Genomic DNA, 21683 nt, shown 5'->3' with positions numbered 1-21683 from the left:
CATGAGTGAAGATGCACAAGACGTCGTGCTGATCGTCGAAGACGACCCATCGATCCTGATGGTGTTGTCGGCCTACCTGGCCGGCGAGGGCTATCGGGTACTGCAGGCCGAAAATGGTGAGCAGGCCTTCCAGATCCTGGCGACCAAACCGAACCTGGACCTGATGGTCACCGACTTCCGGCTGCCTGGCGGGATATCCGGGGTCGACATTGCCGAGCCGGCGATCAAGCTGCGCCCGGACCTTAAGGTGATTTTCATCAGTGGCTATCCGGCGGAGATTCTCGAGACGGACAGCCCGATCACCCGCAAGGCACCGATCCTCGCCAAGCCTTTCGACCTCGACACCTTGCAGGAGCAGATCCAGCGCCTGCTGGCCTGACTCAGGCGTTGATCATTTCCCGGACCCTGGCCGTCAGCAGGTCGAGGTTGAAGGGCTTGGTGATCATCTGCATGCCCGGGTCGAGGAAGCCGCCACGCACTGCCGCATGTTCGGCATAACCGGTAATGAACAAAACCTTGAGACCGGGCCGTAGCTGGCGGCCGATTTCCGCCAGTTGTCGACCATTCATGCCAGGCAGGCCGACATCGCTGATCAGCAGGTCGATCCGCTGGTCGGACTCGAGCACCGGCACCGCGGCATTGGCATCCCCGGCCTCGACGAACTGGTAGCCCAGCTCACTCAAGACATCGCGCACCAGTGCCCGTACAGCTGGATCGTCCTCGACGATCAGAACCGTTTCGCCTTCGGCTGCATGGGAGGCCGGCAGCAACTGCAGGGTGTCGTCCTGGGTCATGGGTTCGCCGCTGTAGCGCGGCAGGTACAGATTGACCGAGGTACCTTGGCCGAGCGTGCTGTCGATGGACACGTGGCCGTGGGATTGCTTGCTGAAGCCATAGATCATCGAAAGCCCGAGGCCTGTGCCCTGGCCGATCGGCTTGGTGGTGAAGAACGGGTCGAAGACCCGGCTGATGATGCTTTCCGGCATGCCGCAACCATTGTCGCGGACCTGCAGCAGCACATAGTCGCCCGGCTCCAGGTGCCCCTGGGATTCGGTGAAGGCCAGGTCCAGTACCTGATTCGAGGTGCTCACCAGTAACTGGCCACCGTTGGGCATGGCATCACGGGCATTGATGACCAGGTTGAGCAGGGCACTTTCCAGTTGATTGGGGTCGGCTTCGGCGGTCCACAGTGTCGAAGCCAGATCCATCCGCAACTCGATGCTTTCATTCAGGCTGCGATGCAGCAGTTCGCCCATGGACTTGACCAGTTCGTTCATATCCACCGGCTTGGAGTCCAGCGACTGCCGGCGGGAAAATGCCAGCAGCCGGTGGGTCAGGCCGGCCGCGCGGTTGGCCGAGGTCACGCCAAGGTCGATGAGATTTTCGAGGTCTTCCAGGCGCCCCCGGGCGAGCCGGCGCTTGATCAGTTCAAGGCTGCCGATGATCCCGGTGAGCATGTTGTTGAAGTCGTGGGCGATGCCTCCGGTCAACTGTCCAACCGCTTCCATCTTCTGCGATTGACGCAGCGCCTCCTCATTATGGCGCAACTGGGCGGTGCGTTCTTCCACCTGTTGTTCCAGGCTCTCCAGGGTTTCCTTGAGCCGCAGCTCACTCTGGCTGAGGTCGACCAGGCGGTCGCGGGCCTCGTATTGCCGCCTTCGCCCGCGGATGGCCGAGGTCGCCAGGCTGATCAGGGTGACCGGATGGAACGGCCGTTCGAGGAAGCTGACGTTGCCCAACTGGTTGCCGATATGGGACGAGGAGGGGCGATCCGGACGGCCATGATGGGTCAGCAGGACGATGGGCAGGTCCGACCAGGCCGGCTGTTCGCGCAAGTGCTGCAGCAGCGGATCGAGGTCGATGGCTTGCAGCGCTTCGGCGCTGACGATGACCAACCCGGCACCGTCCTGCAATTCGCTGCATAACGACGCCAGGTTCGCGGTAACCACCCCCTTGAACCCGGCTTCTTCGAGGATCATCCGCGCAATCTGGCTGTCACGGCCCCAGGGCGCCAGGATGATCGCCCGTTCGGAAACCTGGTCCAACCGATTCACAAGCCCCCATCCTGGAGCAACGGCAGTCCCTCGCCCAGGTAGGTCGGTACGCCACGTAGCACGCCCTGGAAGGCTTCCAGCGGCTCGCCGATGGTCATGCCGGTGGCGCCGATGCGGTATTCGCGGATGGTCGACTCGTGGGAACCGGTGCGTTTCTTGATGATCGAGATGGCCCGGCGGACCTTGCCCAGGGCCTCGAAGTAACGCAGCAGGACAACCGTGTCGGCCAGGTAGGTGATCTCCACGGGCGCCTGCATGTCGCCGACCAGACCGTGCTGGGCGACGGTCATGAAGGTCGCGACGCCACGGCGGTTGAGGTACAGCAGCAACTCGTGCATGTGCAGGATCAGCGCGTTCTCTTCCGGCATGGCGGCCTGGTAGCCGTTGATGCTGTCGATCACCACGGTCTTGATCTTGCCTTCATCCACGCAGCGCCGGACTCGATGGGAAAACTCGCCGGGCGAGAGTTCGGCAGCGTCGACCTGGTCGATCCACAGGTTGCCGGTGGCTTGCAGGGCGGTCAGGTCAATGCCGAGGTTCTTCATGCGTTCGTGCAGCAGCCCCAGTTCTTCGTCGAAAATGAACAGTGCGGCCTTTTCGCCACGGGCCACCGCCGCTGCGGCGAAGATCATCGCGATCAGCGTCTTGCCGGTGCCGGCCGGGCCGAGGATCAGGGTACTCGAGCCGGTCTCGATGCCACCGCCGAGCAGTGCGTCCATCTCGTTGATACCGCTGCTCAACTGCTGGCGCAAATACTCGCCACGGTGTTCGGCTGCCACCAGCCGGGGGAAAACGTGCACGCCATCGTTGCTGATGGTGAAATCATGGTAACCGCCACGGTATTTCTGGCCACGATACTTCACCACCCGCACCCGGCGTCGTTCAGCGCCATAGTTGGGCGCCAGCTCCTCGAGCCGGATCACTCCGTGGGCGACACTGTGCACGGTCTTGTCGAGGGATTCGTTGGTCAGATCGTCGAGCAGCAGCACGGTGGCGTCGTACCGCACGAAGTAATGCTTGATCGCCAGGATCTGCCGGCGGTAGCGCAGCGAACTCTGGGCCAGCAGGCGAATCTCGGAGAGGCTGTCGAGCACTACGCGGGTCGGCTTGACCCGCTCCACCGCGTCGAAGATCTGCCGGGTGGCTTCGCCCAGTTCCAGGTCGGAGGAGTACAGCAGGCTCTGCTGGTGTTCGATATCCAGCAGATTCTCCGGAGGTGTCAGTTCGAAGATGTCGATATTTTGATCCAGCACCCAGCCATGGGAACTGGCGCCTTGGCGCAGCTCTTTCTCGGTCTCCGAGAGCGTGATGTACAGGCAGCGCTCACCGGCTGCGGCGCCGGCCTGGAAAAACTGCAGGGCGACGGTGGTCTTGCCGGTGCCCGGTTCGCCCTCGAGCAGGAATACGTGGCCACGGGACAGCCCGCCGGAAAGAATATCGTCCAGGCCCTCGATGCCGGTGGCCGCCTTGGAGGAGAGAGAGGCAGATGGTGTCGTCAATTCCAGAAGCTCTTGTGACTGGGGATTCTTGTACTGGACCTCTCGCACCGGCCGCGGTTCCCTGTTTCAAGCGCCGGATGGGCTCCGCCGTCCCGCCGGCGCAGGGCTTGCCAGCACACCGCATCGCCGCGAAAAGTCCTCCTTGGCACTACAACCCTTGCTGCAACGCCGGATCATCCGGGTTCTGCTGCTCCAACTGCGCCAGCAGTATCTGCACGTTCTGCAACTGGCCGCTTTCCTTCCAGTAGCCGATCAGCAATACCCGGGCCTTGCGGTTCGCCGGATGGCGCTGGACCAGTTCCTCCAGTTGGCGCTGGGCCGCTTCGAGCTGGTCGAGGTCGTGGAGGGTGGTGGCGAGCTTGTAGCGGTATTCGGTGTTGTCCGGCTCCAACTCCACTGCCTTGGCCAGGCTCAGCAAGGCATATTCGCTCTGGCCGTGGTGCAGCAGCCAGACGCCCAGCGCATGTTGAAGATAGGCCGACTGCGGTTGAACTTCCAATTGCCTGGCCAACAATTGCCGGGCCTGGTCGGGCTGGTTGCGCTTGTCCAGCAGTTCGACTTGCGCGACCACCGCCTTGAGATTGTTCGGCTCCAGTTGCGAGACCCGTTCGAGAGACTGCTGGGCCTCGTTCAGCTGTCCTTCGTGCAGGTAGAGCCGGGCCAGTTGGAACTGCGCCTCGGCGCTTTCCGGTTGGGCCTTGAGGCTGCGTTCGTATTCGTCGATCACCTGTTGCAACGAGGCGAAGTAAAGGCCCTGGTCGTCCGGCGAGAGGCCAAGCATGGCGTTGGCGGCGGCAAAGCGCACTTCCTGTTCGCTGTCTTCCAGCGCTGGCCCGAGCAGGAGGCTGCGCTGGGCCCCCGGCACCAGTCCGATAATGCTCTGGATGGCTGCTTCGCGGACCAGCGCCGATGGGTTCTGCAGATCCGCGTCGGCCAGTTTCAGCGCCCGTGGGCTGGGGTAGTTGGGCAGTTCGACGTGCAGTGCGGCGCGGCGTATGTCCGACAGGTCGGTACGCGCCAGTTGCTGGTAGAGCACTCGCGCAGCGCCCGGCAGACCGTTATGAGCCTGCTTCAGCGCCTGGCCATAGTTGATGTGGGGAGCCTGGGGGCTGGCCAGCTTGCCGGGCAGCAGGTGCCAGACAATGGCGAGTGCGATCAGCAACAGGAAGCTGATAAGCAGGTAGCGGCGGGGCTTCGTCATGCAGGGTCCATGAGCTGGCGAGCTTTCATAAGATCGCCAGCTTCGGTCAGCACGGCTTCAGAGTCAAACGGTCAGTCAATCGAGCACGTATTCCACTGGCGTCAGTGGCGGTGGCAGATCGGTGTGGCCCAGGCTGGCGAGGACTTCACGTTCCACGGTCCGCAGGATCGCATTGCAGGGCAGGTCGTTCTCATCGAAGCCGAACGGGTCTTCGAGGTCGTCGCCGATCTCGTCCAGGCCGAGGAAGGTGTAGCTGACGATCGCCGTGAAGATCGGCGTCAGCCAACCCAGCGGCTCGGCCATGGCAAACGGCAGCAGGATGCAGAACAGGTAGATGGTCCGGTGCAGCAGCAGGTTGTAGGGGAAGGGCAGCGGTGTCTGCTTGATCCGTTCGCAACTGGCCTGGACCTGGCTGAGGCTGACCAGGAGGCTCGAGAACACCGTGTAGCGCCACTCGCTGATCAGCCCCTGACTGGCCATGTCCTGGCAACGGCTGCCGATTCGCTGCAGCAGTTGGTCCGTGGCATTTGGGTGACCGGGCTTTGGGGCAGCCTGCTGCCAGGGCAGGATTGCCTGGCGCTCGTCTTCCAGGCGCAGGCGTGCAACCAGGCCGTGGGCAAAGCCGCAGAGTTCGCGCAGTAGGGCGGTACGCTGCGGTTCGTCGCCGAGCACCTGGCTTTCGCGGATCAGCGAGCGGATGTCGATGATCATCTGCCCCAGTTGCTTGCGGCCTTCCCACCAGCGGTCATAGCAGGCGTTGTTGCGAAAGCTCATGAAGATCGACAGCGACAGGCCGAGCAGGGTGAACGGCGTGGCGTTGACCTTGGAGAAGAACTCCGGGTGGGCGGTTTCCACCAGCACGATGACTGCGGCAAGCAGCGTCACCACCAGGCAGCGCAGGGCAATGCGGCGGGCGATGGAGCCCTTGAGGGAAAACAGGATGGCAATCAGGTTCGGCTTGGGGCGGACGATCATCGGCAGGGACTGCTTGCAGCGCGGGGTTTACGCAGGGCCAGACTAGAAGTCCGTGCTGGGCTTGTCCAATTGCTTTGTCTGACGGCGTGATCGATCGCGTCTATTGACTGGGTGTATGTTATCAGTATGGTCGCGAGGGCGAGGGTCCCAAATCTTCCACCCGAAAAAAAGCCCCGCAACCGAACGGCAGCGGGGCATAAAGGGATCGGAGGGGCATCCAATCCGGGAGAGTTGAATCAGTTGCTGGCGACCGCCTGCGGTGCGAAGCCGCCGCCCAGTGCCTTGTAGATCGCGACGATGCCGCGATACAGGTCGACCTCGGCCTGGGCCTGGCTGTCTTCTGCGGCCAGGCGTTCGCGTTGGGCGTCGAGCAGCACGAGGAAGTCGACGCTGCCTTCGCGATAGCGGATCGCAGCCAGGTCAGCGGCGGCACGGCTCGATTCGCTCTGGCGAATCAGCGAGATCAGCCGTTGCTGGCGCTTGCCGTAGTCGGTGAAGGCGTTCTGCGATTCCTCCAGCGCCAACAGCACCTGCTGTTCATAGGTCGCCAACGCGCCTTCGGCCTCGGCATTGGCACCGCGCAGGCGGGCCCGCACGCTGCCCAGGTTGAACGCCGGCCAGGTGATGCTTGGGCCCAGGGCCCAGGCATTGGCGGCCGACGAACCGATCTGCGAACCACGCCCAGCGGTGAAACCGAGGAAACCGCTGAGGCTGACCCGTGGGAACAGGTCGGCCTTGGCTACGCCAATCCGCGCCGTGGCAGCTGCCAGTTTGCGTTCGGCACTGAGGATGTCCGGACGACGCTGCAGCAGGTCACCCGGATTGCCAATGGCCAGGGCCTTGGAAATCGCCGGCAGGTCTTTCGGACCCAGGTCCACCGTCAGGCTGTCCGGGCGCTCGCCGAGCAGGGTGGCGATGCGGTTCTTCTCGCGGGCCTGTTCGGCCTGCAATTGCGGTACGCTGGCCTCGACCGCGGCCAGGCGGGCATCGGCACGGACCACGTCAAGCTGGTCGCCGACGCCGGCATCACGCAGGCTTTCGGTGATGCCCTTGGATTCCTGCTGGTTCTTCAGGTTGGCCAGGGCGATCTTTTCCCGCAGTTGCGCGCCGCGCAGTTGCCCGTAGGCATCCACCAGTTCGGCGATCATGGTCACCTGCAACTGGTACAGGTCGGCGGCGGCCGCCTGTTCGTCGGCGTCGGCAGCTTCCAGGTTGCGCTGGATGCGGCCGAACAGGTCGACTTCCCAGGCCATGTCCAGCCCCAGGTCATAGCGTTCGCTGTTGACCCGGCTTTCGGTCTGGCCAGGCACCTGGCCCTTGCCGAGGTTGGCGCTGGCACGGCTGGTGATGGTCGGCATCGCGTCGTCGCTGACGTCGTCGCGGATCGCCCGCGCCGCCTTCAGGCGAGCGAAGGCGACACGCAGGTCACGGTTGCCGTTCAACGATTGGGTCACCAACTGGTTGAGGGTCGGGTCGTCGAACTGTTGCCACCAGACACCCTCGAAGCGCGCGCGATCGAAGTTCTTGCGGTCGGCGCTGTCATCGCTGGCGGCGGTGATCTTCGCCGCCGGGGTGTCGGGAGTCTTGTAGTCCGGGCCGACGGCACAGGCGCTCAGCGCCAGTACCAGCAGGCTCGGTACGAAGGCCTTCATACTGCTCATTGTTGCGCCTCCAGCTTGAGGGCCCGTGCGGCCTTGCGCGCTTCGCCACGTTCGACGAAGCGGCGGATCAATACATAGAACACAGGGGTCAGCAGCAGACCGAAGAAGGTCACGCCGAGCATCCCGGAGAACACCGCCACACCCATGGCATGACGCATCTCGGCACCGGCACCGCTGGAGAACACCAGGGGTACCACGCCCATGATGAACGCCACCGAAGTCATCAGGATCGGCCGCAGACGCAGGCGGCAGGCTTCCAGTACCGCGCTCAGCGGGTCGAGGCCTTCTTCCTGTTTGTCCTTGGCGAACTCGACGATCAGGATCGCGTTCTTGCACGCCAGGCCCACCAACACGATCAGGCCGATCTGGGTGAAGATGTTGTTGTCGCCACCGGACATGATCACCCCGGCAATCGCCGACAGCAGGGTCATCGGTACGATCAGGATCACCGCCAGCGGCAGGCTCCAGCTTTCATACAGGGCCGCCAGGACCAGGAACGCCAGCAGTACGCAGAGCGGGAAGACCAGCAGTGCGGTGTTGCCCGAGAGGATCTGCTGGTAAGTCAGGTCGGTCCACTCGTAGGTCATGCCGTTGGGCAGTTCGTCCTTGAGCAGCTTTTCGATCGCCGCTTCGGCCTGGCCGGAGCTGTAGCCGGGTGCCGCGGCACCGTTGATTTCGGCGGTGATGAAGCCGTTGTAGTGCATCACGCGGTCCGGACCCGAGGTATCGCTGACCTTGATGAAGGTCGCCAGCGGGATCATCTCGCCCTTGTTGTTGCGGACCTTCAGTTGGCCGATCTGGTCGGATTCGAGGCGGAACTGCTGTTCGGCCTGCACGTTGACCTGGTAGGTACGACCGAAGCGGTTGAAGTCGTTGGCATACAGCGAACCCAGGTAGATCTGCAGGGTGTCGAAGATGTCGCTGACGGCCACGCCGTGGGTCTTGGCCTTTTCGCGGTCGATGGCGGCATCGACCTGCGGCACGTTGACCGTGTAGCTGGTGAACAGGTTCGCCAGTTCCGGCACGCTGCGGCTTTTGTTGATGATGTTCATGGTTTCCTTGTACAGCTCGTCGTAGCCCAGGTTGCCCCGGTCTTCGATCTGCAGGCGGAAACCACCGATGGTGCCCAGGCCTTGTACTGGCGGCGGCGGGAAGATCGCCATGTAGGCTTCCTGGATCCCGGCGAACTTGCCGTTCAGGGCACCGGCGATGGCGCCGGCCGATTCACTCGGGTCCTTGCGCTCGTCGAACGGCTTGAGGGTGACGAACACGATGCCGGCGTTCGGGCTGTTGGTGAAACCGTTGATCGACAGCCCAGGGAAGGCCACCGCGCTTTCCACGCCGGGTTGTTTCAGGGCCAGGTCGGACATGCGCTTGATCACGTCCTCGGTACGGTCCAGGCTCGCCGCGTCCGGCAGTTGGGCGAAGGCCACCAGGTACTGCTTGTCCTGGCCGGGCACGAAACCGGTCGGAGTGGTCGAGAAACCGAGCCAGGTCAGCACGATCAGGCCGGCATACAGCACCAGGGCCACGCCGCTGACACGGATGACACGGGCTACCGCGCCAACATAACCATGGCTGGCACGGTCGAAGAAGCGGTTGAACGGACGGAACAGCCAGCCACCAAGCAGCGCGTCGAGCACCTTGGAGAAACGGTCCTTGGGCGCGTGGTGGTCCTTGAGCAGCACCGCGGCCAGCGCCGGCGACAGGGTCAGCGAGTTGAACGCCGAGATCACGGTCGAGATGGCGATGGTCAGCGCGAACTGCTTATAGAACTGGCCGGTCAGACCGGAAATGAACGCCGCCGGGACGAACACCGCACACAGTACCAGCGCCGTGGCGATGATCGGTCCGGTCACTTCGCGCATGGCGCGCTTGGTGGCTTCCACCGGGTTGAGGCCCAGGCCGATGTTACGTTCGACGTTCTCAACCACCACGATGGCGTCGTCCACCACGATACCGATCGCCAGTACCAGGCCGAACAGCGACAGGGCGTTGAACGAGAAACCGAACACATGCATGACCGCGAAGGTACCGATCAGCGACACCGGTACGGCAACCAGCGGGATGATCGATGCACGCCAGGTCTGCAGGAACAGGATCACTACCAGGACCACCAGCACCAGGGCTTCGAACAGCGTGTGGATCACCGCCTCGATGGAGCCACGGACGAAGATGGTCGGGTCATAGACAATGCTGTAGTCCATGCCCTGGGGGAAATCCTTCTTCAATTCATCCATCTTGGCCCGGACTTCATTGGAAATCTCGATGGCGTTGGAGCCTGGACGCTGGAAGATCGGGATCGCCACTGCCGGCTGGTTGTTCAGCAGCGAGCGCAGGGCGTACTGGCTGGAGCCAAGCTCAACCCGAGCGATGTCCTTCAGGCGGGTGATCTCGCCGTCGTCGCCGGCACGGATCACGATGTTCTCGAATTCTTCCTCGGTGACCAGACGGCCCTGGGCGTTGATCGACATCTGGAAGCTGGTGGCGTTCGGCGCGGGCGGGGCGCCCAACTGGCCGGCGGCAACCTGGCGGTTCTGCTCGCGGATGGCGTTGACCACATCGGTGGCGGTCAGGTTGCGCGAAGCGGTCTTGTTCGGGTCGAGCCATACCCGCAGGGAGTAGTCGCCCATGCCGAACAGTTGCACGTCACCGACACCGCCCAGGCGCGCCAGCTCATCCTTGATGTTGAGCAGGGCGTAGTTGGACAGGTAGAGCATGTCGTAGCGCTGGTCCGGCGAGGTCAGGTGCACGACCATGGTCAGGTCGGGCGAGGCCTTGTCGACGGTGATACCGATCCGGGTCACTTCGGCCGGCAGCTTCGGCTCGGTCCGGGTCACGCGGTTCTGCACCTGTACCTGCGCGTTATCCAGGTCGGTGCCCAGGGCGAAGGTGATGGTCAGGGTCAGCTTGCCGTCGGCGGTGGACTGCGAGGACATGTACAGCATGTTCTCGACGCCGGTGATCGCCTGCTCCAGCGGGGCGGCTACGGTTTCGCCGATCACCTTGGGGTTGGCGCCGGGGAAGTTGGCGCGTACGACCACGGTCGGAGGCACCACTTCCGGGTATTCACTGATCGGCAACTGGAACAGCGAGATCGCACCGGCGATCAGGATCAACAGCGACAATACGGCCGCGAAGATCGGTCTTGATATGAAGAACTGGGAAAAATTCATCGTGTGTATCCCTTAACCGCGTGGAGTCGCTGCGGCCAGCTTGTTTGCCTGGGTCGGGGCGGCCTTGGCCGGGGCGACCTGGGACAGGTTGCTGGCTTCCAGGGCTTGTCGTTGTTGCGCCAGGGCGGCGAGGGTTTCCTTGCTGGCCATCGGGATCACTTCAGGATCCACCGGCGAGCCGGGGCGTACGCGTTGCAGGCCCTTGACGATGACGGTGTCGTCCTTGTTCAGGCCGTTGCGCACGATGCGCAGGCCTTCGATCTTCGGCCCCAGCTCGACGGTGCGATAGACAGTCTTCTTGTCGGCGTCCATTACCAGCACGAACTTCTTGCCCAGGTCGGTACCGACCGCTTCGTCGTTGATCAGCACGGCGTCATAGGTGCCGCTGCCGACCAGTTTCAGGCGTGCATACAGGCCTGGGGTGAAGCTGCCGTCGCTGTTGTCGAACACGGCGCGACCGCGAATGGTGCCGGTGCGTGGGTTGACCTGGTTGTCGACGAAGTTCATCTGGCCCAGGTGTGGGTTGCCGGCTTCGTTGGACAGGCCCAGGTACACCGGGGTGGTCTGGCCACGCTTGCCCTGGCGGGCCAGCTGGGTGTACTTGAGGTAGACCCGCTCGTCGGCGTCGAAGTAGGCGTAGACCTTGTCGGTGGAGACCACGCTGGTCAGCGGCGTGACATCGGCAGTGACGATGTTGCCGGCGGTGATCTCGGCGCGGCTGACGCGGCCGGTGATCGGCGCGGTGACGCGGGTGAAGCTCAGGTTCAGGCGGGCCAGGTCCAGTTGTGCCTGGGTGGCGTCGACCGCAGCCTTGGCTTCCTGGGCGGTGCTGGTACGCGTGTCGGCCAGCTCGGTGGAAATCGCGTTGCTGGTCAGCAGGCGCTTGCCGCGTTCGGCTTCGTTGGCGGTTCGGCTCGCCGTGGCGCGGGCTTGCTGCAGTTGGGCTTCCAGGCGATGGACTTCAGCCTGGTAGGGCCGTGGGTCGATCTGGAACAACAGGTCGCCTTTCTTGACCAGCGCACCTTCGGTGAACGCTACCTGGTCGATCTGGCCGGAGACCCGTGGGCGGATCTCCACGGTTTCCGGGGCTTCGAGGCGCCCGGTGAACTCGTCCCATTCGTTGACGGGTTGTTCGATGACCTTGGCCACGCTGACCTTGGCCGCCGCCATCGCGCCGCCTGCTGCCACCGGTGCCTTACCGCAGGCGCTCATCACCACGACTGCCAGGGCCGCGAGGGGAAAGCGCAAAAGTTTAAGTGACTGTTCCATGGGGGGAGTCCGCCAATCTATTGAGATGGGCGGATCATGCTGTGGCCGCTGATCGCACACGAATCGAATGAAGCGAAGGTGACTATCATTCGGAATGATATGAGGGCCGGGCAGCCCCCTAGCATGCACCTTAGTTAGCAACCTATCAATCGTGGCAGGGGAAAATTCCCCGGTTATTTTCCGGCTCGACGCTCCATGACCTGCGCCAGCACCGCCAGGTCCATGTCGCCTTCGCCGTGCTCCAGCGCATCCAGGAGGTTGTCGCGAATCAGTTCCGCACTCGGCATCGGCACCGACACGCTGCGCGCGGCATCCAGGATCAGGTTGACGTCCTTGAGCCCCAGCGCCGCCTTGAAGGCCGCGTTGCTGTAGTCATTGCGGCCGATCAGGGCGCCATAGCCGGAGTAGACCGGCCCCGGAAAGATTGTCGTGGAAACCAGGTCGACCAATGCCGCCGACTCCATGCCATGGCCCTTGACCAGGCTGGCCGCTTCGGCCATCGCCTCGACTGCGGACACCAGCAGGAAATTGGTCGCCAGCTTCATCGCATTGGCGCTGGCCACATTTTCCCCCAGCCGCCAGGTCTTGCGCCCGATCAGGTCGAACAACGGTTGCAGTGAGTCCAGCGCTTGCGCCGGGCCGGCCGCGAGAATATTCAGTTCCCCGGCAATCGCCACATTAGGCCGCCCCATCACCGGCGCTGCGACATAGGTCAGGCCGCGAGCCTGGTGCAGCTCGGCCAGTTCCCCGGCAAAGTCCACCGCAATGGTCGCCAGGTTCACATGGATCAGTGGCGCGTTGAGTTCATCGAGCAGCCCGGAGTCGAGCAGCACCGTACGCATCGCCTGATCGTGGGCCAGCATGCTGAACACCACGTCCGCCTCGAACGCCTGGCGCGGTTCGTCCGCCGCCCGTGCCCCGAGTTCCACCAGGGCCTGCACCGGGCCCGGCGAGCGGTTCCACACCCACAGTTCATGACCGGACTTCAACAGGTTGCTGGCGATGGCCTGGCCCATGCTACCGAGGCCGACAAAACCGATTTTCATGAAGACACACTCCTGACGAACACTGATGGAATTGGCGGCGGCTGCCGCCAGAGGTGCTATTAGGCACACCGGCAAGCGTCCCGAGTATGTCAAATCCTGCGCGCGGGGAATCAAAAGGTGTCAGGTAAGGCGCTCGATACATTGCAATACAGTTGCAGGTATAGGGTGGCGTTCAGCCACAGGTCGCACGGACCCCCGTAGGCATTGGTCGCGGCCTACGTACTGGCCTTAACGGGCTTGCCGGAGAAAATGGCGTGGGTGTTGATACTGTCGAGAACGCGACAGGGGAGAGCGCAATTTTGTATTCCCACCCGACAAAATTCGTGGTTATTATCTGCCCGCGCTGTGGGACAGAATCCCCTCCGGCGTAAGAAGATTGCTATGGACGGCACCGTCCAAGCAGTCGCAGCCGATCGGGTCGACCCTAGCGCTGTCATCCCTGCGCAGGTTTCGTCGTTGATCGTGAATCCTCCAAGGGAATGAGAGGCTTGAATTGGTCAGAGAACCGAACGCCGCGCTTATCCAGCAACTGTTCGAATCCCGGGTACTGCGTGACCCCTCGGCCCCGGCGCTGGGCTTCATGGGTCAGGTCCTGAGTTACCAGCAACTCAACATCCAGGCCAATCGGCTGGCACACCACCTGCGTTCCTTGGGCATCGGCCCCGATATCCGGGTCGCCCTGTGCCTGCAACGCTCGCCGCAGATGCTGGTCGCCGTGCTGGCGGTACTCAAGGCCGGTGGCGCCTATGTCCCGCTGGACCCGGCATACCCGACACAACGCCTCGCGCACATGCTTGCCGATTGCACGCCACGGCTGGTGCTGACCCATGCTCCGGCACGCAGCGGCCTCGACCCGGCGCTGTCCAGCCTGGCCGAGCAGCCCGAGATTCTCGACCTGGCCGATGAAGCCGCCTGGGCCGATTGCCCGGTGGACAACCTGCCAGCGCAAGCCCTTGGCCTGCACGACCGGCACCTGGCCTACGTGATCTACACCTCGGGCTCTACCGGCATGCCCAAGGGTGTGATGGTCGCGCATCGCGGGCTGGTCAATCTGGCCGAGGTCCAGGGTCCGCTGTTCGCCGTTGGCCGTGCAAGCCGGGTGCTGCAATTCGCCTCCTTCAGTTTCGATGCCTCGGTCTTCGAATGGGTCATGGCCCTGGCCCATGGCGCCTGCCTGGAGATCGTCGAGCCTGGCACCTTGCTGCTGGGTGACAACCTGGTGCAGGTGCTGCGCGAGCGGCGCATCAGTCACGCGACGTTGCCGCCCCTGGTCCTTGCCGGCCTTGGCGAGCCGGGCGCACTGCCGGAGCTGGAAACATTGGTGCTGGCCGGCGAGGCACCCAACCCGGCACTGACAGCCACCTGGGCCAAGGGACGGCGGCTGTTCAACGCCTACGGCCCGACCGAAACCACCATTTGGGCCACGGTCTTTCGTTGCGACGAACACGATGACCCGCAATCGTCGGTGCCGATCGGCGAACCGATCGACCATGCCAGTGCCGTCCTGCTGGACGAGGCTGGCGTGCCGGTGCGCATCGGCGAAGTTGGTGAGTTGTTCATTGGCGGCGTCGGTGTGGCCCGTGGTTACCTGAACCGCCCGCAGTTGACCGCCGAACGTTTTATCGACAGCCCCTTCGTGTCCGGTGAACGCCTGTACCGTACCGGCGACCTGGCGCGTTTCGACGCAAACGGTCAACTGCTGTTTCTCGGACGCAGCGACTTCCAGCTCAAGCTGCGTGGTTTCCGCATCGAGCCGGGCGAGGTCGAGGCCTGCCTGAACGGGGTGCCGGGTATCGAGCAATCCCTGGTGATCGCCCGCGAAGACACGCCGGGAGAACGCCGGCTGGTGGCCTATTACCTGGCGAGCAGCACTGTCACGCCGACGCAACTGCGTGAACATGCTCGGCAAGCCTTGCCCGCGCACATGCTGCCGGCGGCCTTTGTGCATCTGGCGCAGTGGCCGCTGAATGCCAATGGCAAGCTCGATCGGCAGGCATTGCCGGTTCCGGACGCTGCCGCACTGGTCAGCGGCGAATATGTCGCCCCCCATGACGGCCTGGAGCAATGGCTTGCGGGTATCTGGGCCGATGTGCTGAAGATCGAGCGGGTAGGGCGCGAAGACCACTTTCTCGCCCTCGGCGGCGACTCCCTGAGCGCCTTGCAGATCACGGTACGGGTGCGAGAACAGGGCGGTCGTCACTTGCCGCTCAAGAGCCTGTTTCTCGACGGCCCGCTGCATCGGGTCGCCCAATGCCTGGGTGAACCACTGGCCGACGATCCGGTATTCGATTGCGCCGAAGCCGAGGCTTCGCCGATTGCGCCGCTGTCCTACCAGCAAAGCGGCGTCTGGTGGCTGAACAAGGTCTCCGATGCGCGTGCCTATCACGCCCAGAGCGTGATCAGCATCCACGGTCGCCTCGATGAGCAGTTGCTGCAGCGCTGCCTCGACGAGATCGTCAACCGTCACGAAATCTTCCGCACCACCTTCCACGATGACGGCGAGGGCGTGCCCTACCAACGCGTGCATGAGCAGGCCCATGCCGCATTGGCCTGCATCGATATCCCGGCGGACGACGAGCAGCGCTTCATCGAACGCGTCGAGCAGGAAGTCCATCGTGCCATCGACGTTGCCTGCCTGCCCCTGGTGCGCTGGCTGCTGGTCCGGCGCGGCATCGATGCCTACGCCTTGGTGCACATCGAGCACCATTTCGTCCACGATGGCTGGAGCGCCAACCTGTTTCTCGAGGAGTTGCTGCACCTCTACCAGTACCACCACGGTGACCGCAGCGATCCGTTGCCCCTGCCAGGCGCACAATACGGCGATTATGCCCGCTGGCAGCAAAGCGAGGCGGCCGAGGCCGGGTACGAGCGGCAGATGCAGTTCTGGAGGCAGCAGTTGCAGGACGCGCCGTTCACCTTGCCCCTGCCCACCGACTACCCGCGGCCAGCCCAGCGCAGCGGTCGCGGCCGGCAGTTGCGTTTCGAACTGCCCGTCGAATTGGCGGCCAGGCTGCGCCAGTTCAGCGAGGCCGAAGGGGTCACGGTCTTCACCACGCTGTTCACGGTGTTCCAGCTGTGGCTGGGGCGCCGTTGTGGCATCGAGGACTTCCTGGTCGGTTCGGCCGTGGCCAACCGCAAGTCGGTGGCCTACGAGCGTTGCCTGGGGATGTTCGTCAACAGTGTGGTGATTCGTGCCGATCTCACTGGCGCACCGACCTTCCGCCAACTGCTGGGGCGCACCGCCGAGCGCATGCTCGACGTCTACGACCATGAGAGCGTGCCGTTCGAGCGACTGGTGCGCGAGTTCCAGCCCACTCGTTCGCTGTCGCGCAATCCGTTGTTCCAGGTGGCCTTCAGCTTCCACAACTCTCAGACCCCGCAGCTCCAGGGGCCGGGCTTCGATCTTTCGCTGTTCGAGGCCTACAGCAACCAGACGGCGAAATTCGACATCGAGGTGGTGGTGATTCCTCGTGGCACCCGGGCGGACAACCCCGACACGCTGTCGCTGCTCTGGAACTATTCGGCTGACCTGTTCAAGGAAGAAACCATGACCCGCTTGCGCGACAACTATCTGGAGCTGCTGGGGCAATGTCTGGAGGCGCCGGAGCGCCGCCTGGACAGTGATTCGGTGATCAGTGCCGAAGAGCGTCACCAATTGCTGGACGAATGGAACCGCGTCACCCACAGCGAGCAGCCGCTACGTTGCCTGCATCACCTGTTCGAGGAGCAGGTGACACTCGACCCCTGGGCGCCTGCGGTCTGTCTTGGGGGCCAGACCCTCGGCTACGGTGAGCTGAATGCCCGGGCCAACCGCCTGGCCCATTACCTGCGTACCCTTGGCGTCGGCCCCGATGTGCTGGTGGGACTGTGCGTCGAACGCTCGCTGGACATGCTCGTCGGCCTGCTGGCGATCCTCAAGGCCGGCGGCGCCTACGTGCCGCTCGACCCGGTATACCCGAGTGAGCGGCTGCACCTGTTGCTCGCCGACAGCGCCCCGGCCGTGGTGCTGACCCATGCCGCCGCGAGGCCCAGCCTGGCTGCCGCCTGCAAGGGCCTGGCCAGCAAACCACGTTTGCTGGACCTGGAAATCGACGCCACGCGCTGGGCCGAACGGCCCGCCGACAATCTCGATCCGCAGGAGCAGGGCCTGACGCCGAATCACCTGGCCTACGTGATCTACACCTCCGGCTCCACCGGCACGCCCAAGGGCGTGATGATCGAGCACGCGCAGGTGGCGCGGTTGTTCAGCAGCACCGTCGGGCAATTCGGTTTCAATGCCGATGATGTCTGGACCCTGTTCCATTCCTTCGCCTTCGACTTTTCGGTCTGGGAAATCTGGGGCGCGCTGCTGCATGGCGGGCGCCTGGTGATCGTGCCGACCCTGACCAGCCGTACCCCGGCGGATTTCTACCAGTTGCTCTGCGAGCAGGGCGTGACGGTACTCAACCAGACCCCGAGCGCCTTTCGCAGCCTGCTCGGCGCCCAGGCCGAGAGCACTGCGGCCCACAGCCTGCGCCAGGTGGTGTTCGGTGGCGAGGCGCTGGAGATGACCACGCTCAAGCCGTGGTTTGCCGACCCGCGCAACAGCGACACGCAATTGGTCAACATGTACGGCATCACCGAGATCACCGTGCATGCCACCTACCTGGCGTTGCGTGCCGAAGATGCCGAGCAGCCCGGCAGCCCCATCGGCCGACCCCTCGCAGACCTGCGCTGCTACCTGCTGGGCGCTGCCGGGCAACTGCTGCCCATCGGCGCCGAAGGCGAGATCCATATTGGCGGGGCGGGAGTTGCCCGTGGCTACCTCAACCGGGCCGAGCTGACCGCCGAACGCTTCATCGACAATCCCTTCGTGCCGGGCGAGCGGCTGTACCGCACCGGTGACCTGGCACGCTACCGTGCCGACGGCAGCCTGGAGTTCCTCGGGCGTAACGACTTCCAGGTGAAGATCCGCGGCTTCCGGATCGAACTGGGCGAAATCGAAGCCTGCCTGGCGCGCTGCGCCGGTGTACGTGATGCCGTGGTCATCGCCCGCGAGGACCAGCCCGGTGAGCCACGCCTGGTGGCCTACTACACGTTCTCTGCAGACGCCGTGCCGAACGTGCAGGAACTGCGCAGCCAGTTGGCGTCGGCATTGCCGGAGCACATGGTGCCAGCCGCCTATGTCAGCCTGGACGCACTGCCGCTGACCGCCAACGGCAAGCTCGACCGCAAGGCGCTGCCGGCGCCCGATGACAGCGCCTTTGGCACGCGGCCTTTCAGCGCCCCGCAAGGTCCGGTGGAAACCGCCCTGGCCGAGGCCTGGGCCCACGTACTCGGCCGCGAACGGATCGGCCGCGACGACAACTTCTTCGCCCTGGGCGGGCACTCGCTCTCGGCCCTGCGGGTGCTCGAACGCCTGCGACGACAGGGCATCGAACTGGATGCCCGGCTGATGTTCAGCGTGCCGATCCTGCGTGAGCTTGCCGCCGGTGTCGACGTGGCGGAACTGGCTGCGCCGATCCCGGCCAATGCCATTGTCCGCGGCGCGCCGATCACGCCCGAATGCCTGCCGCTGGCCAGCCTGGATCAACGGCAGATCGACGCCATCGTCGCCACGGTGCAGGGCGGTGCGGACAACATCCAGGATATCTACCCGCTGTCGCCGCTGCAGGAAGGCATGCTGTTTCACCACCTCATGGCGCGCAAGGGCGATCCCTATCTGCTCTGGTGCCTGATGAGCTTCAGCGACCGGCCGACCCTGGAACGTTATGTCCAGGCGCTGGAAACCGTGATCGCGCGCCATGACATCCTGCGTACCTCGGTCTTCTGGGACGACCTCCCGGAGCCGGTGCAAGTGGTCTGGCGCCAGGTCGATGGGCTGGTCGAGGAACTGCGGCTGGACCCGGCCCAGGGCGATATCGCCACGCAACTGCGCCAGCGCTTCGATCCACGGCAATACCGCCTGCCACTGGATCGGGCACCGCTGATGCGCCTGGTGATCGCCCGCGATGAGGTCAACGATCGCTGGCTCGGCCTGCGCCTGTTCCATCACATCATCGACGACAACACCTCGCTGAAACAGTTGAACGCCGAGGTCGAGGCGGTGCTCGATGGCCAGGCCGACAGCCTGCTGCCGGCCCTGCCGTACCGCAATTTCATCGCCCAGCGAGTCAAGGGTGGCGACCAGCAGGCCCAGGAGCAGTTCTTCCGCGGCATGCTGGCCGGCATCAGCCAGCCATCTGCGCCTTTCGGGCTGCTCGATATCCAGGGCGACGGCAGCGGCGTCGGCGAAGCCCGGCTGATGCTCGACGCCAGCCTCGGCCAGCGTCTGCGGCAATCGGCCCAGGCGCTGGGGGTGAGCCCGGCCAGCCTGTTCCATGTCGCCTGGGGTCAGGTGGTGGCGCGTACCTGCGGGCGTGACGATGTGATCTTCGGCACCGTGCTGTTCGGCCGCCTGTATGGCGGCGAGGGCGCCGAACGCATCCTGGGGCCGTTCATCAACACCTTGCCGATCCGTATCAGCCTGGCTGCCGAGGGCGTTGCCGACTGTGTCCGCCGCACCCACGGGCGGCTGACCCAACTGTTCGAGCACGAACACGCCTCGCTGGCACTGGCCCAGCGTTGCAGCGACATCGCCTCGCCGGCGCCGTTGTTCACCACCTTGCTCAACTATCGCCATAGCGAACGGGCGACCGAAGGCGGCGATTCGACTGCCGGGGCCTGGAAAGGCATCGAGGTACTCGGCGGTGAAGAGCGCACCAACTATCCGCTGGTGCTGGCCGTGGACGACAGCGGCCAAGGTTTCCGCATTGGCGCCCAGGTCTGTGCGGCACTGGACGCGCAACGGACCTGCGCCATGATGCAACGGGCGCTGGAGAGCCTGGTCCAGGCCCTCGAAGAGGCACCGCAAGGCCGTGCCGATCGCCTGGACATTCTTCCGGCCAGCGAGCGCCAGCAGTTGTTGCAGGCCTGGAACCCACCCGCACCAGCGGTGGGCGCCAGCTACTGCCTGCACCAGGCATTCGAGCGCCAGGCGGCCAGCCAGCCCGCGGCCGTGGCGGTCAGCTTCGAAGGTGCGAGTCTCACGTACGGGGAGTTGAATGCCCGGGCCAACCGCCTGGCCCATCACCTGCAGCAGCGTGGGGTCGGCCCGGAGGTCAGGGTGGGGTTGTGTGTCGAGCGCTCGCCGGAAATGCTGGTGGGCCTGCTCGCCATCCTCAAGGCTGGCGGTGCCTATGTACCGCTGGACCCGGCATATCCCGGCGAACGCCTGGCCTATCTGCTGTGCGACAGCGGCGTGGCCCTGGTGCTGGTGCACCAGGCCACGCGGGCGCTCGTGGCGGACGCCCGGCAATGCCTGGACCTGGATGACCAGACCTGGGCCGATTGCCCGGCGGACAACCTCGACCCGGCGCGCCTGGGCCTGACACCGGCCAACCTGGCCTATGTCATCTACACCTCGGGTTCCACCGGCCAGCCCAAGGGCGTGATGGTCGAGCATCGCCAGGTCGCCCGGCTGTTCGGCAGCACCGCGGCACAGTTCGGGTTCAATGGCGACGATGTCTGGACCCTGTTCCACTCCTTCGCCTTCGACTTCTCGGTCTGGGAAATCTGGGGCGCGCTGCTGCACGGCGGCCGCCTGGTGATCGTCCCGGCCCTGACCACTCGTGCCCCGGCGGATTTTTACCGGCTGCTCTGCGAACAGCAGGTGACCGTGCTCAACCAGACGCCCAGCGCGTTCCGCGGGCTGCTCGAAGCCCAGGGCCGCAGCGAGGCGACCCACAGCCTGCGCTGCGTGGTATTCGGTGGCGAGGCGCTGGAGATGACCACGCTCAAGCCGTGGTTCGCCGACCCGCGCAACAGCGACACGCAACTGGTGAACATGTACGGCATCACCGAAATCACCGTGCACGCCACCTATCTGGCGTTGCGTGCCGAAGATGCCGAACGTTCCGGTGCCAGTGCCATCGGTCGACCATTGGCCGATCTGCGTTGCTATCTGCTCGACGCGGCGGGGCAACTGGCGCCGATCGGCGTCGAAGGCGAGATCCATATCGGTGGTGCCGGGGTTGCCCGTGGTTACCTGAATCGCCCGGAACTGACGGCCGAGCGTTTCATCGACAGTCCTTTCGTGTCGGGTGATCGCCTGTACCGCACCGGTGACCTGGCGCGCTACCGCGCCGACGGTAGCCTGGAGTATCTGGGGCGCAACGACTTCCAGGTGAAGATTCGCGGCTACCGTATCGAACTGGCCGAAATCGAAGCCGGCCTCGGTCGCTGCGCCGGTGTCCGCGAAGCGGCGGTGATCGCTCGCGAGGAGCAGCCGGGCGAGCCGCGGTTGGTGGCCTACTACACGGTGGCCGAAGGGGCCGCACCGGGTGTCGGCGAACTGCGCGCACAGCTTGCCGCAAGCTTGCCGGACCATATGGTCCCGGCCGCCTATGTATGCCTTGACCACCTGCCATTGACCACCCATGGCAAACTCGACCGCCAGGCGCTGCCGCGGCCCGATGAAGCCGCCTATGCGCTGCCGGGGCATGTCGCGCCGAGCACGCCCATCGAATTGGCCCTGGCCGAGATCTGGTGCGAGGTGCTGCGCTGCGAACGGGTCGGCCTGACCGACAACTTCTTTCAACTGGGCGGCCATTCACTGCTGGCCACCCGCATCGTCGCCCGCATCGAAGATCTACTGGGTATCGAGTTGCCGATGCGGGTGATGTTCGATCACCCGACCATCGAGGCGCTGCTCGACTACCTCTTTACCCAGGCACAGGAAACCCGCGCTTCCCCTTGAGACCCCTGAGAGCGTCCCGGCCCACA

General features: G+C 64.4%; 10 protein-coding genes. 2 read left to right on the top strand and 8 right to left on the bottom strand.

Annotated elements, in window-relative coordinates:
* Window position 1: 1 nt before the first annotated feature.
* The gene (locus AC6I6U_RS19515) at window positions 2–379 is read left to right on the top strand and encodes a response regulator (protein ID WP_497877662.1); all 378 of its coding nucleotides are present in this window, start codon (window positions 2–4) and stop codon (window positions 377–379) included.
* Window position 380: 1 nt separating this feature from the next.
* Here the strand turns inward: AC6I6U_RS19515 and AC6I6U_RS19510 are convergent, their stop codons facing one another.
* The 8 genes from AC6I6U_RS19510 to AC6I6U_RS19475 form a co-directional block, all read right to left on the bottom strand.
* Window positions 381–2054, bottom strand: a complete 1674-nt coding sequence (locus AC6I6U_RS19510; RefSeq protein WP_497877661.1) for a response regulator — start codon at window positions 2052–2054, stop codon at window positions 381–383.
* A complete protein-coding gene (locus AC6I6U_RS19505) occupies window positions 2051–3553 on the bottom strand; it encodes an ATPase domain-containing protein (RefSeq protein ID WP_497877660.1) in 1503 nt (500 codons plus the stop codon). Before AC6I6U_RS19505 ends, AC6I6U_RS19510 begins: the two co-directional genes overlap by 4 nt.
* Before the next feature lie 148 nt (window positions 3554–3701).
* Complete coding sequence (locus AC6I6U_RS19500) at window positions 3702–4754, bottom strand: tetratricopeptide repeat protein (protein WP_497877659.1); 1053 nt, start codon at window positions 4752–4754, stop codon at window positions 3702–3704.
* A 75-nt stretch (window positions 4755–4829) separates the two neighbouring features.
* Entirely contained in the window at window positions 4830–5729 is a 900-nt protein-coding gene (locus AC6I6U_RS19495) for a bestrophin family protein (RefSeq protein ID WP_497877658.1), read from the bottom strand.
* Between the two features lie 236 nt (window positions 5730–5965).
* Entirely contained in the window at window positions 5966–7390 is a 1425-nt protein-coding gene (locus tag AC6I6U_RS19490) for an efflux transporter outer membrane subunit (protein WP_497877657.1), read from the bottom strand.
* On the bottom strand, window positions 7387–10566 hold the full coding sequence (locus AC6I6U_RS19485) for an efflux RND transporter permease subunit (protein WP_497877656.1): 3180 nt from the start codon (window positions 10564–10566) through the stop codon (window positions 7387–7389). Before AC6I6U_RS19485 ends, AC6I6U_RS19490 begins: the two co-directional genes overlap by 4 nt.
* Before the next feature lie 12 nt (window positions 10567–10578).
* Window positions 10579–11835, bottom strand: coding sequence for a multidrug efflux RND transporter periplasmic adaptor subunit MexE (gene mexE / locus AC6I6U_RS19480; RefSeq protein WP_497877655.1), 1257 nt, complete (start codon window positions 11833–11835; stop codon window positions 10579–10581).
* A 173-nt stretch (window positions 11836–12008) separates the two neighbouring features.
* Window positions 12009–12881, bottom strand: coding sequence for an NAD(P)-dependent oxidoreductase (locus AC6I6U_RS19475; protein WP_497877654.1), 873 nt, complete (start codon window positions 12879–12881; stop codon window positions 12009–12011).
* Between the two features lie 493 nt (window positions 12882–13374).
* Here AC6I6U_RS19475 and AC6I6U_RS19470 point away from each other — a divergent pair, with 493 nt between their 5' ends.
* Complete coding sequence (locus tag AC6I6U_RS19470) at window positions 13375–21657, top strand: non-ribosomal peptide synthetase (RefSeq protein WP_497877653.1); 8283 nt, start codon at window positions 13375–13377, stop codon at window positions 21655–21657.
* Window positions 21658–21683: the final 26 nt, after the last annotated feature.

Source organism: Pseudomonas sp. UTLPPB19802, from assembly GCF_059730225.1.
This window is presented reverse-complemented; position numbering and strand designations above follow the sequence as displayed.

Excerpts from the sequence above, each read along its gene's own strand:
- AC6I6U_RS19515 (WP_497877662.1), top strand. The coding sequence starts at position 2 with ATGAGTGAAGATGCACAAGACGTCGTGCTGATCGTCGAAGACGACCCA.
- AC6I6U_RS19500 (WP_497877659.1), bottom strand. The coding sequence starts at position 4,754 with ATGACGAAGCCCCGCCGCTACCTGCTTATCAGCTTCCTGTTGCTGATC.
- AC6I6U_RS19495 (WP_497877658.1), bottom strand. The coding sequence starts at position 5,729 with ATGATCGTCCGCCCCAAGCCGAACCTGATTGCCATCCTGTTTTCCCTC.
- AC6I6U_RS19490 (WP_497877657.1), bottom strand. The coding sequence starts at position 7,390 with ATGAGCAGTATGAAGGCCTTCGTACCGAGCCTGCTGGTACTGGCGCTG.
- AC6I6U_RS19485 (WP_497877656.1), bottom strand. The coding sequence starts at position 10,566 with ATGAATTTTTCCCAGTTCTTCATATCAAGACCGATCTTCGCGGCCGTA.
- mexE (WP_497877655.1), bottom strand. The coding sequence starts at position 11,835 with ATGGAACAGTCACTTAAACTTTTGCGCTTTCCCCTCGCGGCCCTGGCA.
- AC6I6U_RS19475 (WP_497877654.1), bottom strand. The coding sequence starts at position 12,881 with ATGAAAATCGGTTTTGTCGGCCTCGGTAGCATGGGCCAGGCCATCGCC.